Source organism: Pseudomonas sp. Ma2-10, assembly GCF_054330215.1.
On sequence record NZ_JBTEYL010000001.1, the window covers coordinates 520,488 to 537,963 of the forward strand.

The window sequence follows — 17,476 nt, forward strand, 5'->3', positions numbered from 1 at the left end:
ACTTTCAGCTCGAGAAGCAGGAGCATTCCCGGCCATACCATCAGCACCCGAGCGTTGTCGCATGCTGTAAAAATTCGCTAACTCCAGACACGCCAACGCGGGAGCAAGCTCCCGCGCGGCGACATCCTACCAGTCACCGCCTGAAGGCAGTCAACCGGGCGACCAACAACTTACTTGTGGTCTTTGACTTCTTCGAACTCAGCGTCGACGACGTCGTCAGCCTTCTCAGCCGATTCGCCTTGCGGTGCAGCACCTTCAGCGGGCTGAGCCTGCTCGGCGTACATCTTCTGCGCTACAGGAGCGGAGACTTTCGACAACTCTTCAACCTTGGCTTCGATCGCTGCCTTGTCGTCGCCTTTGACAGCGGCTTCCAGCGCAACAACAGCCGCTTCGATTGCAGTTTTCTCTTCAGCGGTCACTTTATCGCCAGCATCCGCGACCATTTTGCGAGTCGAGTGAACCAGCGCATCGCCCTGGTTGCGAGCGCTTGCCAACTCTTCGAACTGGCGATCTGCGTCGACGTTGGCTTCAGCATCGCGAATCATCTGCTGAATCTCTTCCTCGGACAGACCGGAGTTGGCCTTGATCACGATCGACTGAGTCTTGCCGGTAGCCTTGTCTTTGGCGCCTACGTGCAGAATGCCGTTGGCGTCGATGTCGAAGGTCACTTCAATTTGTGGCACGCCACGTGGCGCTGGTGGAATCTCGGCCAGGTCGAACTTGCCCAAAGACTTGTTCTGAGCCGCTTGCTTACGCTCACCTTGCAGCACGTGAATGGTCACAGCGCCCTGGTTGTCGTCGGCAGTCGAGAACACTTGCGATTTCTTGGTAGGAATCGTGGTGTTTTTCTCGATCAGCGCGGTCATCACGCCGCCCATGGTTTCGATACCCAGAGTCAGCGGGCTAACGTCCAGCAGCAGAACGTCTTTCACGTCACCGGCCAATACTGCGCCCTGGATAGCAGCACCCATGGCAACCGCTTCGTCCGGGTTCACATCTTTACGCGCTTCTTTACCGAAGAACTCGGTCACCAGCTTCTGGACCAGCGGCATACGGGTCTGACCGCCGACCAGGATCACGTCGTTGATGGCGCCAATGTCGATGCCAGAGTCTTTCAGGGCGATGCGGCAAGGTTCGATGGTGCGTTGAACCAGGTCTTCTACCAGCGCTTCGAGCTTGGCGCGGGAGATTTTCACGTTCAAGTGCTTAGGACCGGTGGCGTCTGCAGTGATGTACGGCAGGTTCACGTCAGTCGAATTGCTCGAAGACAGTTCGATCTTGGCTTTTTCAGCGGCTTCTTTCAGGCGCTGCATGGCCAGCGGGTCACCTTTAAGGTTCATGCCGCTTTCTTTCTTGAATTCGTCGACAAGGTAATCGATCAGTCGAATGTCAAAGTCTTCACCGCCCAGGAACGTGTCACCGTTGGTGGCCAACACTTCGAACTGGTGCTCGCCATCGACTTCAGCGATTTCGATCACGGAAACGTCGAAAGTACCGCCGCCCAAGTCGTAAACGATCACGGTGTGATCGCCCTTCGCCTTGTCCATACCGTAAGCCAGAGCGGCTGCGGTTGGTTCGTTGATGATACGTTTTACGTCCAGGCCCGCAATGCGGCCGGCGTCTTTGGTGGCTTGACGCTGGCTGTCGTTGAAGTAGGCCGGAACGGTGATCACCGCTTCGGTCACTGGCTCGCCGAGGTAGTCTTCGGCGGTCTTCTTCATTTTCTTCAGAATTTCAGCCGAGATTTGTGGCGGCGACATTTTCTGGCCGTTCACTTCAACCCAAGCATCACCGTTATCAGCCTTGGCGATTTTGTACGGGACCATCTTGATGTCTTTCTGTACGACTTCTTCGTCGAACTTACGACCGATCAGACGCTTCACCGCATACAGGGTGTTGTGCGGATTGGTCACAGCCTGACGCTTGGCCGATTGGCCAACGAGGATTTCACCATCGTTGGCGTAAGCGATGATCGACGGCGTGGTACGCGTGCCTTCAGCGTTTTCAATAACTTTGGCTACGCCGTTTTCAAGCACGGAGACGCAGGAGTTGGTAGTCCCCAGGTCGATACCGATAATTTTGCCCATGTTCACTCTCCCGAAACTTTGGATTTGGTTGCCGCAGCAGTGGTGGCTAACTGCGGTAGCACTTAAACGCTTGACTTCTAAATGGGGGCCTTGCGGCTAATTTCAAGCCTGCTCGTCAATCGAAGGCGAAACCGGTGCCGGAGCCTTGCTGACCACGACCATGGCCGGGCGCAGCAGACGACCGTTGAGCTGATAGCCCTTCTGGAACACCTTGAGCACGCTATTCGGCTCGACGTCGGCGCTTTCCTGCATGGCCATTGCCTGATGCTGAACGGCGTTGAACGGTTCGCCATGCGGATCGATCGCTTCCAGCTGATAACGTTTCAGGGTGTCCTGGAACATTTTCAGGGTCAGTTCGATCCCTTCGCGCATTGGACGAATGCTTTCGTCGTCCGGGCTGGACAACTCCAGACCACGCTCCAGACTGTCGATGATCGGCAACAAGTCACCGGCGAATTTCTCCAGTGCGAACTTGTGAGCCTTTTCTATGTCCTGCTCGGCGCGACGGCGGACGTTCTGCAGATCAGCCGCTACACGCAAGGCCTGATCTTGAGCGCCAGCCAGTTGCTCTTCGAGCACTTGAACACGAGCCGCCAGTGCATCACCCGAGTCCTGGGCAGCCTGATCGGCGTCTAGGTTTTGCGTATCCACTGTCTGTTCGTCAGCCATAGATTTCTCCTTTCAATATCGTCCGCGAGCTCAACTCGCGCTTCTGCCCAGCTATATGGGGCCGCAAAATTCAGCTTCAAGGGGCGCTTATTTATTAACCCTACAAAAAACAGCTGCATTGTCATTCTCTGGCGCACTAAGGATTTCGTCGGATCAAGCAAATCGAGCTAAGGGAGGCCATTGTCAGCCAGAAACAAAACACTGTATAAATAACCAGACCTAAAGCCTGGGAGCGGCCTTTATGCTGGTGCACCTGTCCGTACATAACTACGCCATCGTTGAACATCTCGATCTCGAACTCGATCGCGGGATGAGCGTGATCACCGGGGAAACCGGCGCCGGAAAATCGATCATGCTCGACGCCCTCGGCCTGACCCTGGGCGATCGCGCCGACAGCGGCGTGGTTCGTCCGGGCGCCGACAAGGCCGACATCCTGGCAACCTTCGACCTGGTCGATATTCCAGAAGCCAGTGCTTGGCTGGCCGAGCGTGACCTGGACAGCGACGGCCCGTGCATTCTGCGCAGAGTCATCACTGCCGAAGGGCGCTCGCGCGGCTATATCAACGGCACGCCCTGCCCCCTCGGCGACCTCAAAGCCCTGGGTGAACTGCTGATCGATATCCACAGCCAGCATGAACATCAATCCCTGCTCAAGACCGACACGCACCGCCGCTTGCTCGACGAGTACGCGGGTGCAACGGACCTTGCCCGCCAGGTACACCTGGCCGCCCAACGCTGGCGACAGACCCGCCAGGAGCTGGAACGCCTTTCCAATTCCGGCGATGAGCAGCGCGCTCGCCATCAATTGCTCAGCTATCAACTCGAAGAGCTGGAGAACCTCGGCCTCGGCGAAAATGAGCTAGAGCAGCTGGAACAGGAACACAAGAACCTGACCAACGCCGAAACCCTGCTAGGCATTTGCCGACAAGTGGTCGAGCAATGCAGCGAAAGTGATTCCGGGAATGTGCTGAACGCCCTCACCGCCAGCCTCAATCGCCTTTCGAGCGTCAACAATTCGATCGGGGCCCTGGGTGAAGCCAGCAGCCTGCTGACCAGTGCACAGATCCAGGTCGAAGAAGCCGTGGGCGAACTGAACCGCTTCCTTGATAACTTCGATGCCGATCCAGCGCGCCTTCAATATCTGGAAGAACGCCTTGATGCGATCTATACCATGGCGCGCAAACACCGCATCCAGCCGACTGAAGTGGCCGAGATGCAGCAGCGCTTGCTGGATGAAATCGAAACCCTGAATGCCAACGACGAATCCATCGAGCGTCTGAGCGATGAACTGGCCTCCTACGCCCGTCATTATCAGGAAAAGGCTCGCGAGCTCAGCGATTTGCGCCATCGGGCCTCGAACAGCCTGGCCAGCGCCGTGGAGCATGAAATCCAGCGACTGGGCATGCCTGGTGGGCGCTTCACGATCGAGTTGCGCCCCAACAGTAGCGATGAACTGCTACCCAATGGCCTTGAGCAGGTAGAGCTGCTGGTGAGCGCTAACCCGGGCCAACCGCTGAAAGCGCTGGCAAAAGTGGCATCCGGCGGCGAATTGTCACGGATCAGCCTGGCGATTCAAGTGATCACCGCGCAGACCTCCCGCGTACCGACCCTGGTGTTCGACGAAGTGGACGTGGGCATCGGTGGTCCGACCGCCGAAATCGTGGGCCAATTGTTGCGTCGACTTGGGGAGCGCGGGCAGGTATTGACGGTAACTCACTTGCCGCAAGTAGCCGCGCAGGGACATCAACATCTATTCGTACACAAAGTGCGCGGCGAAGACGCCACTCACACAGCCGTTTCCAAGCTGAGCAAGAACGATCGCGTCGAAGAAGTGGCGCGGATGCTGGGAGGCATCGACCTTACAAAGGAATCTCTGGCTCATGCCAGGAAAATGGTCGTCACCGCGAAAATTTAAAACCGGCAGAAAGCACGAAGGCGACCCTGAGGTCGCCTTCGCTCGTTTCGCGAACCTTAAGTTCGCGCGACATGCTTACTTTTTCTTGCGTACGTACAGTACAAGGTTGTGATCAACCATCTCGAAGCCATACTTGTCGACGACTGCCTTCTGCAATCGCTCGATTTCTTCGTCGAAGAATTCGATCACTTCACTGGTTTCGACGTTGACCATATGGTCGTGATGCTTGCCGTCGTCCAGTTCGAAGACCGCATGGCCCCCGTCAAAGTTGTGCCGCACCACAAGGCCAGCTGCCTCGAACTGGGTCAGGACACGGTAAACCGTGGCCAGACCGACGTCCTCACCAGCCTCCATCAGCGCCTTGTAGACATCCTCGGCACTCATGTGGCGTTGCTCGGCGGAATCGAGCATTTGCAGAATTTTGACCCGTGGAAGGGTCACTTTGAGGCCGGCCTTGCGTAGTTCGCTATTTTCAACCATGGTCAGCTTTCTCGCGATGCTGCTTCGCAGCTTCTCTTAATGCGGGTATGATCGGCGTTTACGTTGTCCCAGCCAAGATAGTGGAAGTCGCCCACCGATGCAAAACACCAAGCTCTTGCTAACCAGTTTCACCTTTGTGGGACTGCTCGCACTCGCCGGTTGTTCATTCCCCGGGGTTTACAAAATCGACATCCAGCAGGGCAATGTCGTCACGCAGAACATGATAGACCAGTTACGCCCGGGAATGACCCGCAAGCAAGTACGGTTTATCATGGGCAACCCTCTGTTGACCGACACGTTCCATGCCGATCGCTGGGATTATCTGTACAGCCTGCAACCGGGTGGCGGTGAACGCCAACAGGAACGCATTAGCGTTATCTTCAACCCAAATGACCAGCTTGTCAGCCTCTCTGGTGATTTCATGCCAGGGGTGAGCCGCGACGAAGCCATTCTCGGAAAGGACAGCGACACTACAGTTGCTGCGCCATCAGAAAACGCCGAGAAGCCGAAACCCGAAAAACCGGTCAAGCCAGGTTCTTTGCTCGATCAAATCCAGAAGGATGTCGACGGTGTAGAAACCGTTCCAGTCCCGACTCCAGAACCTCTGGATACCTCGCCGCAATAATTTGCGACGCAATAAAAAACCCGGCATGACCGGGTTTTTTATTGCCCAGCATTTGAGCGAATCACTGATTCCGGGTTTTAGCCTCAGCAGCCTTGGCTGCGCGCAACCGGCGAACTTCTTTCGGATCAGCCAGCAATGGCCGGTATATCTCGATGCGATCTCCAGCCTGGGCAGGATGCTTGTCCGGATCAGCGATCAATTTACCGAAGATCCCCACCGGACAACTGGCCAGGTCCAGCGCCGAAAACACCTCGTCGATGCCTGACTTCAGCAAAGCTGCCCGCACGGTTGTTCCTGCTGGAACCGTCACCGACAGAAGCACCTGCCGATCAATGGCGGCGTACACCACCTCTACGTCGATCACGGCCTCAACCATGCATCTGCTTGGCACGCTGGCAGAAGGCATCCACCAGCGTATTGGCCGCCTGATTGAACAACGGCCCCAGGGTCGCACGGACAATCGGCCCGGCGTAATCGAACGACAGGTCCAGGCTGATCTTGCAGGCTTTCTCGCCCAACGGCTTGAACACCCAGACACCATGCAATTGATTGAACGGGCCTTCCTCGAGGTTCATCTCGATCGAATGCCCAGGCACCAGCGTGTTGCGCGTTACGAAATGCTGGCTGAGACCGCCCTTGGCCACGCCGACGCTAGCTCGCATATGCTCAGGAGAACTCTCCAGGACTTCGGCCGATGAGCACCACGGCAGAAATTCCGGGTAACGCGCCACGTCGTTGACCAAGTCATACAGCGCTTGTGCCGGATACGGCAGCAGGGCCGAACGTTGAAGGTGTGTCGTCATGTCAGCGTCACTTCCACAGCTGGGCGGCAAACACTACGAGAATGCCGATGGGCGCCACATAGCGCATCAAGAACAGGGACAGGGCGAACAATACGGGGCGGCGGATCGACAACTCGTCGCGTACCGCTTCACGCCCCATCACCCAGCCTGCAAACACCACGAAACACAAACCACCGAGTGGCAACATGATCCGTGAGGTGAAGAAATCGATCACACCAAAGAAGTCCAGGCCACCGGCCGCACCCCATTGATAGAGGTGAAACATCCCGCCTTCGTTCACGAAAAATTTGGCTTCCTTCCAGATATTGAAGGAAAACACCGTGCCCAGACCGACAAACCAGCAGATAAAGGCCAGGCAAAACGTGACCCAGCCGCGGCTGACTTTCGTGCGCTCAACCAGGTAAGCCACCATCGGCTCAAGCAAGGATATCGCCGAACTCCAGGCTGCAATCGCTACGAGCACGAAGAACACTACGCCCATCAACTGGCCAAACGCTACGTTTCCAAAGGCAAATGGCAGGCTTACGAACATCAGGCCGGGGCCTTCGCTCGGATTTAGCCCCGCGGCGAACACGATCGGAAACAATGCCAGACCCGCTACCAGAGCAACGAAGGTATCGAGCAGCGCCACGCCGACGACGGTGCCGGAAATCGATGAATTCTTCGGCAAATAGGCGCCGTAAATCATGATCGAGCCGACACCCACGCTCAGAGAGAAAAACGCGTGCCCCATGGCAGGCAACAAACCGTCGAGTACTTTTTCCGGATGGAAGTCGAACATAAAATGCACGCCCTCCATGAAATGGCCGGTGGTCATGCTGTAGCCCAGCAGAACAATCACCATCACGAACAGCAGCGGCATCATGATCCGCAGGCTGCGTTCCAGGCCGGCGACCACCCCTTTGGCAATCACCACCGCCGACAGCAGCATGAAAATCGTGTGCCAAAGTGTCAGGCGCCATGGATCGGCGATCACATTGCCAAAGTAGGCGCCGACCTGGTCAGCCGTCACCCCCTGGAAGTCGCCACGGCCCATGTCGATGATGTAATCCAGCGACCAGCCGCCGACCACACTATAGAAAGACAGAATCAACAACGCCGTGATCATCCCGGCAAATGCGCCCCAGGACCATTTACCCGAATGCCCGGCTTCCAGCGCCAATACCTTCAGGGCGTTGGCCGGGCTCTGCCGTGCACGGCGGCCGATCAGGGTTTCGGCCAGCATGACCGGCACCCCGATCAGCGCGATGCAGACCAGGAACATCAGCACAAAGGCGCCGCCGCCGTAGAGGCCAACCATGTAAGGGAATTTCCAGATACTACCCAGCCCCACGGCCGAACCGGTCGCGGCGAGTATGAAGACCCAGCGGCTAGCCCAACTGCCGTGGACAGAAACCTTGTCTGTCGACATCGTTATCACGCCCAAGCGTTCAAAAAAGAGGCCGCATTGTCCGGGATTCAATCAACCTGCTCAAGCACGTAGCGATACCGTAGCCGACTCGCGTGCAACTCCCTATAATGCCGCCCCTATGGCTAAACAGAAGAAACACCCAACAGGGACCATCGCGCAAAACAAAAAGGCGCGACACGATTACTTCATCGAGCACAAGTTCGAGGCTGGTCTGGTCCTGGCCGGCTGGGAAGTAAAAAGTCTGCGGGCAAGCAAGCTGCAACTGGTTGACAGTTACGTGCTGCTCAAGGATGACGAAGCCTGGTTGCTCGGCAGCCACATTACGCCGCTAATGACCGCCAGCACCCACGTCATCGCTGATCCGACCCGCACCCGAAAATTGCTGCTCAACCGGCGCGAACTGGAAAAGCTGGCCACGGCCGTGCAGCAAAAAGGTTACGCCTGCGTGTGCCTGTCCTGGTACTGGAGCAAGCACATGGTCAAGTGCGAGATCGCTCTGGGCAAGGGCAAGAAGGAATACGACAAGCGTGATACCGAACGCGAACGCGACGCCGGTCGCGAGTTGCAGCGCGCGGTGCGCAACAAGGGCAAGGAAGATTAACTCTTTGCCTTGAGCTAGCCTTACCTGATCATACCCATGCAGAGCGTGGGTATGATCAACCCTACTGACTACATTCCCTTGCGCCGCTGCGCCCGAGCCATGCGCTGCACTTCCTGACGTACTTCTTCCAGGACTTCCTGCACATACAAAATGTGTCGGCTGGAGATTTCCCGCGCCTGCTCGGCCCGTCCTTCAATAATCGCCAGGTACAACTCCCGGTGCTGGGTGATAAGCATGTCGCGGGTTTCCGTACGCTGCTTGTACATCCCGCCGATATTCGTCACCACGTTGCGTTTGAGCAGATCGAACAACCCACGAATGGTGTGCAGCAACACCGCGTTGTGACTGGCCTCGGCAATCGCCAGATGGAATTTCGCATCCGCCGCCCCCTCTGCGGCACGGCTCACTTCGTCATGACGCGTATAGCAGTCCTGCAATTCGTTGAAGGCCGCGGTCAATCGCTCGCGATCAACGTCCGTAGCACGCATGGCGGCGTAATAGGCACAGGAAGCTTCCAGGGTGTGACGAAACTCCAGCAGATCGCGCTGTACTTCAGGGTTGCTTTCCAGCAGATGCAGCAGCGGATCGCTGAAGGTTGACCCCAGCGACTCCACCACATAGTTGCCACCACCCTGGCGACTGACCAGCAAGCCTTTGGCCGCCAGCTTCTGAATCGCTTCGCGCAACGACGGGCGTGAGACGCCGAACTGCTCAGCCAACGCACGTTCGGCCGGTAAGCGCTCACCCGCCTTCAGCGTGCCCTCGAGAATCATCCCCTCGAGTTGCTCGACAATATCGTCAGACAAACGGCGCTGACGAATCTGATCAAACCCCATAACTCATTTCTCCACGACCCCGACGGCTCGCCGGGGTCTCTATTCTGGCCCATCAGGGCTGTGTCAGCACCTGTCAGACGGCATTTTGTCGAGCGAACCAGATGACTTCTGCACCGCGCATTCGACAAAAGTTTTAGGGCGGCAAATTGACACGCCGCCTACAAGGCTTTTACCCTAGCCAACAGCGATTGTAAATTGGTATTACCAATTACCCAAGATCACTGACCAGTGCCTGACCAACAACAATTAGGGGCCACCCCATATGCAAACCTGGCAACAGCTCTATTCTCCGCTCGGCAGTCTCGGCGTATCTGCGCTCGCGGCCGTTATTCCCATCGTGTTTTTCTTCCTGGCATTAGCCGTGTTCCGACTCAAAGGACACGTGGCCGGCAGCATCACGCTGGCCTTGTCCATTGCCGTGGCGATCTTCGCCTTCCAGATGCCCGTCGACATGGCCTTCGCCGCCGCCGGTTATGGTTTCGCCTACGGTCTGTGGCCGATTGCCTGGATCATCGTGGCGGCGGTATTTCTCTACAAACTGACGGTCAAGAGCGGCCAGTTCGAAGTGATCCGCAGCTCGGTGCTGTCGATCACCGACGACCAGCGCCTGCAAGTGCTGCTGATCGGCTTCTGCTTCGGCGCCTTCCTGGAAGGTGCCGCCGGTTTTGGTGCGCCGGTCGCGATTACCGCCGCACTGTTGGTAGGACTGGGCTTCAACCCGTTGTACGCCGCGGGCCTGTGCCTGATCGCCAACACCGCGCCGGTTGCGTTCGGTGCCCTGGGGATTCCGATCATCGTTGCCGGGCAAGTCACCGGTATCGACGCGTTCAAAATCGGCGCCATGACGGGCCGCCAACTGCCGCTGCTGTCGCTGTTCGTGCCGTTCTGGCTGGTATTCATGATGGATGGCCTGCGCGGCGTTCGCGAAACCTGGCCGGCAGCCCTGGTAGCCGGATTGAGCTTTGCCGTCACCCAATACTTCACGTCGAACTTCATCGGCCCGGAACTGCCGGACATCACCTCGGCCTTGGCCAGCCTGATATCCCTGACGCTGTTCCTGAAAGTCTGGCAGCCAAAGCGCGCCGCAGGCCAACAGATCGCCGGTGCAGCCTCAGCTTGCGTGGTGAGCGCCAGCGCCGGCGGTTTCGGCCTGCCGCGCAGCACCGTGGCTTCGCCGTACAGCTTCGGTGAAATTCTCAAAGCCTGGTCACCGTTCCTGATCCTCACCGTACTGGTGACCATCTGGACCCTGAAACCCTTCAAGGCGATGTTTGCCGCTGGCGGGTCGATGTACAGCTGGGTGTTCAACTTCGCCATCCCGCACCTGGACCAAATGGTGATCAAAGTCGCACCGATCGTGGCCGCCCCGACCGCTATTTCGGCGGTGTTCAAACTCGACCCGATTTCCGCGACCGGTACAGCGATTTTCTTCTCTGCGCTAATCTCGATGCTGGTACTGAAAATCAACATCAGAACTGGTCTGACCACTTTAAAAGAGACCCTCTACGAGCTACGCTGGCCGATTCTGTCCATCGGCATGGTGCTCGCCTTTGCCTTCGTCACTAACTACTCGGGCATGTCTTCGACCATGGCGCTGGTTCTGGCAGGCACCGGCGCAGCATTCCCGTTCTTCTCGCCGTTCCTTGGCTGGCTGGGTGTGTTCCTGACCGGTTCCGATACCTCGTCCAACGCACTGTTCAGTTCGCTGCAAGCGACCACTGCGCACCAGATCGGCGTCAGTGACGTGTTGCTGGTCGCGGCGAACACCAGCGGCGGCGTGACCGGCAAGATGATCTCGCCACAATCGATCGCCGTGGCCTGCGCCGCGACCGGTCTGGTCGGCAAGGAATCGGATCTGTTCCGCTTCACCCTCAAACACAGCCTGTTCTTTGCAACGATCGTGGGCTTGATCACCTACATCCAGGCCTACTGGTTGACCGGCATGCTGGTGCACTAAGTACTACACGATAAAAAGCAAAGACCGACGCCGGGCCACGATTCCGGCGTCAGCTATTCACAACCCGGTCTGTAAGGCTGCTGAAAGCTTGCCTCTCTATATTCAGCAGCCTCAACAGGCGGATAACCGGCCGAGAGACACGCCTGATGAGCGAGCTTTTTTACAACGCTGTGCCGAATGCGACCCGCCTCGCGCCGCCACTGGCCGAGCCTCGGCAATACCCCAGCGAGAAACCGTCACGGGTCTACCTGTTCGGAACCTGCGTGGTGGATTTGTTCTACCCCGAGGCGGGGATGGACGCGATTCACTTGCTGGAACGCGAAGGCATTCGTGTCGAGTATCCACAGGGGCAAAGCTGCTGCGGGCAACCGGCATACACCTCGGGTTACACCGAGCAGGCGAGGACCGTGGCACGTTCGCAACTGGCACTGTTTACCGGGGACTATCCGGTGGTGGTGCCGTCGGGATCGTGCGCCGGGATGCTGCGCGAACATTACGCCGACTTGTTCAAGGACGAGCCGCAAACCTTGAAACAGGTTCAGGCGCTGGCTACCCGGACTTATGAACTGGCCGAGTTTCTGTTGTTTGTCTGCAAGGTGCAGCTCAAGGACAGTGGCGAGCCTGTCAAAGTAGCGTTGCACACGTCGTGCTCGGCACGCCGTGAGATGAACACCCACTTGCATGGCCGCGAGTTGCTGGCGCAGCTCCGTAACGTGGAGCGAGTCGACCACAGCCACGAAAGTGAATGCTGTGGCTTCGGTGGGACTTTCAGCGTCCGTATGCCAGACATTTCCGGTGCGATGGTGGCTGACAAGACCCGCTCGTTGAAGGAATCCGGCGCGCACAAGGTACTGAGTGCCGACTGCGGTTGCCTGATGAACATCAATGGCTCGCTGGAGAAACAGAAGGAAGCATTGCGCGGTCAACACCTGGCCAGCTTCCTTTGGCAGCGAACCGGAGGTGCTCTATGAACGCTTCCGCGATTATTCCTACGGTTGCCGTGGAAGAAGATTTTCGCACCCGCGCTCACAAGGCGTTGGGTGACAAGCAACTGCGAAGCAACTTTCGAACGGCGATGGATTCGCTGATGACAAAACGGGCAGCCTCCTTCAGCGATGCCCACGAAAGAGAACATTTACGAGCGTTGGGCAATGCTGTCCGTGCCCGTGCTTTATCCAAGTTGCCCGACTTGCTCGAGCAACTTGAACAGAACCTGACCCGCAACGGTGTGACAGTGCACTGGGCGGAAACGGTGGACGAGGCCAATGGCATCGTCCTCTCGATCATCCGCGCTCACGAGGGGCGGCAAGTGATCAAGGGCAAATCGATGGTCAGCGAAGAGATGGAAATGAATCACTTCCTCGCTGAACAGGGCATTGAATGCCTGGAATCGGACATGGGCGAGTACATCGTCCAGCTCGACCACGAGAAGCCTTCACACATTATTATGCCGGCGATCCACAAGAATGCCGGTCAGGTCGCGTCCTTGTTCCACGACAAACTTGGCGTGGAATACACCAAGGACGTTGACCAACTCATTCAGATCGGTCGCAAGGTCTTGCGGCAGAAATTCTTCGAAGCAGACATCGGCGTCTCCGGCGTCAACTTCGCCGTGGCCGAAACCGGCACCTTGCTGTTGGTGGAAAACGAAGGCAACGGCCGCATGACCACCACGGTTCCACCCGTGCACATTGCTGTCACCGGCATCGAAAAAGTCGTGGAGAACCTGCGCGATGTGGTGCCGCTACTATCACTGCTGACCCGTTCAGCCCTCGGCCAACCAATCACCACCTACGTCAACATGATCTCCGGCCCGCGCAAGGAACGTGAACTCGACGGCCCTCAGGAAGTGCACCTGGTATTGCTCGACAACGGTCGCAGCCAGGCCTTCGCCGACAGCGAATTGCGCCAGACCCTGAACTGCATCCGCTGCGGTGCCTGTATGAATCATTGCCCGGTCTACACTCGAATTGGCGGCCACGCCTATGGGGAGGTTTACCCTGGGCCTATCGGAAAAATCATCACCCCGCACATGGTCGGCTTGGCGAAAGTCCCGGACCACCCGAGTGCCTCGTCGCTGTGTGGCGCCTGCGGTGAAGTCTGTCCGGTAAAAATTCCGATTCCGGCACTGCTGCGTCGCCTACGGGAAGAGAACGTCAAAGCCCCGGACAGCCCTGATCAAGTGATGCGCGGTCAGGGCAGCAAGTACTCGCGTAAAGAACGGTTTATCTGGAATGCCTGGGCGAAGCTCAACAGTTCACCCACGCTGTATCGACTGTTCGGCTTCTTCGCTACTCGCTTGCGAGCGCTGGCACCCAGCAACGTCGGCCCCTGGACGCAAAACCATAGCGCACCGAAGCCCGCTGCCCGTTCACTGCATGACATGGCCCGCGAACACCTGGCCACACAGGGAGATCGTTGATGAGCGCCAAGCAAAATATCCTCGCCAAGTTACGGAAAAGTCTGATCGGCACCACACCGGTGCCTGACGAATTTGACGTCGAACTGGTGACAGCGCCTTACACATACACCGCCGAGCAACGCATCCCGCAGCTACGCAAACTGATGGAAGCGGTGCATACCGAAATCCATCTGACGTCCGACGAAGGTTGGCCTTCATTGCTTGCTCAGTTGTTGCGGGACCGTCAGTTGCCAAGTCTGTTGATCGCACCGACGACACCTCACGGGCAACGCGTCACTCAGCACTGGGCGAAAAATCCTGGCCAGCCAACGCTCCAGGCTTACGACCGTCCGGTTGAAGAATGGAAAGCCGAACTGTTCAACGACACGCCGGCCAGCCTGACCGGCACACTCGGTGCAATCGCCGCCACAGGTAGTCTGATTCTCTGGCCGACGCGGGAAGAACCGCGACTGATGAGCCTGGTGCCGCCGGTGCATTTCGCCCTGCTCAAGGCCAGTGAAATCCGCGATAACTTCTACCAAGTGCAGCAGGAATACGAGTGGACCCAAGGCATGCCGACCAACGCCCTGCTGGTGTCTGGCCCGTCGAAAACTGCCGATATCGAGCAGATCCTGGCTTACGGCGCTCACGGTCCGAAAGACCTCGTGGTCTTGATCCTGGAGGACCAATGAATCTACCCGCGGCTTTCCTGCGAGATGCGCAGCAACTGATTCCCCAAAAGCGACGTTTCGACGACCCACTGTCGACCTTGGCCTTCGGCACCGACGCCAGTTTCTACCGGCTGATTCCGAAACTGGTGATTCGTGTCGAGTCGGAAGACGAAGTAGTCGCGCTGCTGAAACTGGCGCAACGGGATCTAGTCCCGGTAACTTTCCGCGCCGCTGGCACCAGCCTGTCCGGCCAGGCCATCAGTGACTCGGTGTTGATCGTGCTGGGGGATAACTGGAACGGTCGCGAGATCCGTGACCAAGGCACGCAAATCCGTCTGCAACCAGGCGTGATCGGCGCGCAGGCCAACGCATGGCTGGCACCGTTCGGGCGCAAGATCGGCCCGGACCCGGCCTCGATCAATGCCTGTAAAATCGGCGGCATCGTCGCCAACAATGCCAGCGGTATGTGCTGCGGCACGGCGCAAAACACTTATCACACGTTGGCGGGCATTCGTCTGGTGCTGGCCGACGGCAGCCGTCTTGATACCGAAGATGCGGCAAGTGTTGCGGCGTTTCGTGAGAGCCACGCTACGCTGCTTGAACGCCTGGCAACGTTGGGCCGCGAGACCCGTGCCAACGCCGAACTGGCGGCGAGAATTCGCCACAAATACCGTCTGAAAAATACCACTGGCCTGTCACTCAACGCCCTGGTGGATTTCGACGAGCCTGTGGATATCTTGAGCCACTTGCTGGTGGGCTCCGAAGGCACCCTCGGTTTCATCAGCGCGGTGACTTACGACACGGTGATTGATCATCCGAACAAGGCCTCAGCGCTGATCGTGTTCCCGGATGTGGAAACCTGCTGCAACGCCGTAACGGTGCTGAAAAGCCAACCGGTGTCGGCCGTCGAACTGCTGGACCGGCGCAGTCTGCGTTCGGTGCAGGACAAACCCGGCATGCCGGCTTTCGTACAACAGTTGTCGAACAATGCCTGCGCGCTGCTAATCGAATCCCGCGCCGCATCGTCCACATTGCTACAGGAACAACTGGCGCACATCATGGCGTCGTTGACCTCGTTCCCGGTGGAAAAACAGGTCGACTTCACCGAAGACCCAGTAGAAAACGCCCGGCTCTGGGCGATCCGCAAAGACACCTTCCCTGCCGTCGGCGCCGTGCGCAAAACCGGTACCACGGTGATCATCGAAGACGTGACCTTCCCGGTTGAACAACTGGCTATCGGCGTAAACCGCTTGATCGAACTGTTCGACAAACATCACTACGACGAAGCGATCCTTTTCGGACACGCTCTGGAAGGGAATCTGCATTTCGTCTTCACCCAAGGCTTCAACAACCCGGAAGAAGTCGCGCGCTATCAGGCGTTCATGGACGACGTGGCGCAACTGGTCGCGGTGGAGTTCGGCGGCTCGCTGAAAGCCGAACACGGCACGGGGCGCAACATGGCACCCTTTGTCGAACTGGAGTGGGGCAGCGATGCCTACCAGTTGATGTGGCAGCTTAAACGCCTGCTCGACCCCAACGGCATTCTCAACCCGGACGTGGTGCTCAGCGAGGACCCGCAGATCCACCTCAAGCACCTGAAGCCGTTGCCGGCCGCCGATGAGATTGTGGATAAGTGCATCGAGTGCGGCTTCTGCGAACCGGTCTGCCCGTCGAAAGGCCTTACCCTGAGCCCACGCCAGCGCATCGTGATTTGGCGTGACATTCAGGCGAAGAAGCGCGCTGGCGTGGACACCACCGAACTCGAAGCCGCTTACGAATACCAAGGCATCGATACCTGCGCCGCCACGGGACTCTGTGCACAGCGTTGCCCTGTAGGAATCAACACCGGCGAGCTAGTGAAAAAGCTCCGCAGCAGGAAGGCAACTCATACAAAAACCGCCAATTGGCTGGAACGCAATTTCGCCACCGCGCTGCAAGGTGCACGTTTCACCCTGCACGTGGCCAACGGTGCGCGAATGCTGTTGGGGGCGCCACGATTGGCAAAGCTTTCGGCAACATTGACGCGCCTCTCCAAAGGTCAGGTCCCGCAGTGGACCAACGCCATGCCGCAACCAGAAAAAGCCATTCGCTTCAGCCCCACCGTGCCGGACGAACGCCCTCGAGTGGTGTACCTCGCGGCCTGCGTGTCGCGGGCAATGGGCCCGGCGGCGAGTGATAAAGAGCAAATGTCGCTGTACGACAAAACCCGTGGGCTGTTGGAAAAGGCCGGTTATCAAGTGGTCTTCCCGGACAACCTGGACAACCTCTGCTGCGGGCAACCGTTCGCTTCCAAAGGCTACGCCGAACAGGCCGAACACAAACGCCAGGAACTGATCGGCGCCTTGTTGCACGCCAGTCGCGGCGGGCTAGACCCGATCTACTGCGACACCAGCCCCTGCACCTTGCGCCTGGCCCAGGACCTGGGTGATGTTCGCCTGGACCTGTACGAGCCAGTGCGTTTCATTCGTACGCATCTGATGGATCGTCTGGATTTCACGCCCCAGGAAGCGCCAATCGCAGTGCACGTCACCTGTAGCACTCAGCATCTTGGAGAAAGTCAGGCGTTGATCGATCTGGCGCGCAAGTGCAGCAAAAACGTAGTGATTCCCGAGGGCATTCACTGTTGCGGATTTGCCGGGGACAAGGGTTTCACTGCGCCGGAATTGAACGCCCATTCGTTAAGAACGCTCAAGGACGCGGTTCAGCAATGCAGCGAGGGGATTTCGACCAGTCGCACCTGTGAAATAGGGCTGACGCAACACGGCGCAATTGACTACCACGGACTAGTCTATCTGGTGGACCGCGTTACCAAGGCCAGGGTGACCAGATAGCAAGACTTTAAGGGAGGCGCATTCCGGCGCCTTTTTTAATGCTTTTGCCGGAATCGACAGCACTGCAATAGAAAATAGAACCCTGACGTGTCGCCGCAGTCCACTGATTAAGTCCTGCAAACGTGGGACCTTCCCAACACTCGACAGCCCGTCCTGATGGTCAGCGATGCCTGGCCCTTAAGTTCAAGG

The 17,476-nt window shown here is 57.9% G+C and carries 15 protein-coding genes; 8 read left to right on the top strand and 7 right to left on the bottom strand.

The genetic code is table 11. From position 1 onward, the window contains the following. Positions 1-170: 170 nt before the first annotated feature. The gene (dnaK, locus tag ACXPVS_RS02345; protein ID WP_458508465.1) at positions 171-2,087 is read right to left on the bottom strand and encodes a molecular chaperone DnaK; all 1,917 of its coding nucleotides are present in this window, start codon (positions 2,085-2,087) and stop codon (positions 171-173) included. Positions 2,088-2,189: 102 nt separating this feature from the next. Continuing rightward, on the bottom strand, positions 2,190-2,756 hold the full coding sequence (grpE, locus tag ACXPVS_RS02350; RefSeq protein ID WP_458508466.1) for a nucleotide exchange factor GrpE: 567 nt from the start codon (positions 2,754-2,756) through the stop codon (positions 2,190-2,192). A gap of 241 nt (positions 2,757-2,997) precedes the next feature. On the opposite strand from grpE, the gene recN reads away from it, so the two are divergent. Next, positions 2,998-4,671, top strand: coding sequence for a DNA repair protein RecN (recN, locus tag ACXPVS_RS02355; protein ID WP_458508467.1), 1,674 nt, complete (start codon positions 2,998-3,000; stop codon positions 4,669-4,671). Between the two features lie 75 nt (positions 4,672-4,746). Here recN and fur read toward each other — a convergent pair whose 3' ends face one another. Beyond that, on the bottom strand, positions 4,747-5,151 hold the full coding sequence (fur, locus tag ACXPVS_RS02360) for a ferric iron uptake transcriptional regulator (RefSeq protein ID WP_458508468.1): 405 nt from the start codon (positions 5,149-5,151) through the stop codon (positions 4,747-4,749). A gap of 97 nt (positions 5,152-5,248) precedes the next feature. Here fur and ACXPVS_RS02365 point away from each other — a divergent pair, with 97 nt between their 5' ends. Further along, positions 5,249-5,776: an outer membrane protein assembly factor BamE gene (locus tag ACXPVS_RS02365; RefSeq protein ID WP_458508469.1), complete on the top strand. Its 528-nt coding sequence runs from the start codon at positions 5,249-5,251 to the stop codon at positions 5,774-5,776. Between the two features lie 61 nt (positions 5,777-5,837). Here ACXPVS_RS02365 and ACXPVS_RS02370 read toward each other — a convergent pair whose 3' ends face one another. The 3 genes from ACXPVS_RS02370 to ACXPVS_RS02380 are packed head-to-tail and all read right to left on the bottom strand — an operon-like array spanning position 5,838 to position 7,990. Continuing rightward, on the bottom strand, positions 5,838-6,152 hold the full coding sequence (locus ACXPVS_RS02370; protein WP_458508470.1) for an RnfH family protein: 315 nt from the start codon (positions 6,150-6,152) through the stop codon (positions 5,838-5,840). Next, positions 6,145-6,579 (bottom strand): type II toxin-antitoxin system RatA family toxin, encoded by a 435-nt coding sequence (locus tag ACXPVS_RS02375; protein WP_458508471.1) that lies wholly within the window; start codon positions 6,577-6,579, stop codon positions 6,145-6,147. Before ACXPVS_RS02375 ends, ACXPVS_RS02370 begins: the two co-directional genes overlap by 8 nt. A 7-nt stretch (positions 6,580-6,586) precedes the next feature. Further along, complete coding sequence (locus ACXPVS_RS02380) at positions 6,587-7,990, bottom strand: sodium-dependent transporter (protein WP_458508472.1); 1,404 nt, start codon at positions 7,988-7,990, stop codon at positions 6,587-6,589. A 118-nt stretch (positions 7,991-8,108) separates the two neighbouring features. Between ACXPVS_RS02380 and smpB the strand changes: the two genes are divergently transcribed. After that, positions 8,109-8,591: an SsrA-binding protein SmpB gene (smpB, locus tag ACXPVS_RS02385; RefSeq protein ID WP_458508473.1), complete on the top strand. Its 483-nt coding sequence runs from the start codon at positions 8,109-8,111 to the stop codon at positions 8,589-8,591. Positions 8,592-8,659: 68 nt separating this feature from the next. Here smpB and ACXPVS_RS02390 read toward each other — a convergent pair whose 3' ends face one another. Next, positions 8,660-9,427: a GntR family transcriptional regulator gene (locus tag ACXPVS_RS02390; RefSeq protein WP_458508474.1), complete on the bottom strand. Its 768-nt coding sequence runs from the start codon at positions 9,425-9,427 to the stop codon at positions 8,660-8,662. 262 nt (positions 9,428-9,689) lie between these two features. On the opposite strand from ACXPVS_RS02390, the gene ACXPVS_RS02395 reads away from it, so the two are divergent. The 5 genes from ACXPVS_RS02395 to ACXPVS_RS02415 all read left to right on the top strand — a co-directional run bounded on the left by ACXPVS_RS02395 (position 9,690) and on the right by ACXPVS_RS02415 (position 17,287). Continuing rightward, positions 9,690-11,384 (top strand): lactate permease LctP family transporter, encoded by a 1,695-nt coding sequence (locus ACXPVS_RS02395; RefSeq protein WP_458508475.1) that lies wholly within the window; start codon positions 9,690-9,692, stop codon positions 11,382-11,384. Positions 11,385-11,530: 146 nt separating this feature from the next. Further along, positions 11,531-12,355 (top strand): (Fe-S)-binding protein, encoded by an 825-nt coding sequence (locus ACXPVS_RS02400; RefSeq protein WP_458508476.1) that lies wholly within the window; start codon positions 11,531-11,533, stop codon positions 12,353-12,355. Then, positions 12,352-13,806: a LutB/LldF family L-lactate oxidation iron-sulfur protein gene (locus tag ACXPVS_RS02405; protein ID WP_458508477.1), complete on the top strand. Its 1,455-nt coding sequence runs from the start codon at positions 12,352-12,354 to the stop codon at positions 13,804-13,806. The genes ACXPVS_RS02400 and ACXPVS_RS02405 overlap by 4 nt, the downstream gene beginning before the upstream one ends. Then, positions 13,806-14,477, top strand: coding sequence for a LutC/YkgG family protein (locus tag ACXPVS_RS02410; RefSeq protein WP_458508478.1), 672 nt, complete (start codon positions 13,806-13,808; stop codon positions 14,475-14,477). The genes ACXPVS_RS02405 and ACXPVS_RS02410 overlap by 1 nt, the downstream gene beginning before the upstream one ends. Next, positions 14,474-17,287 (top strand): FAD-binding and (Fe-S)-binding domain-containing protein, encoded by a 2,814-nt coding sequence (locus ACXPVS_RS02415; protein WP_458508479.1) that lies wholly within the window; start codon positions 14,474-14,476, stop codon positions 17,285-17,287. Before ACXPVS_RS02410 ends, ACXPVS_RS02415 begins: the two co-directional genes overlap by 4 nt. Positions 17,288-17,476 lie beyond the last annotated feature (189 nt).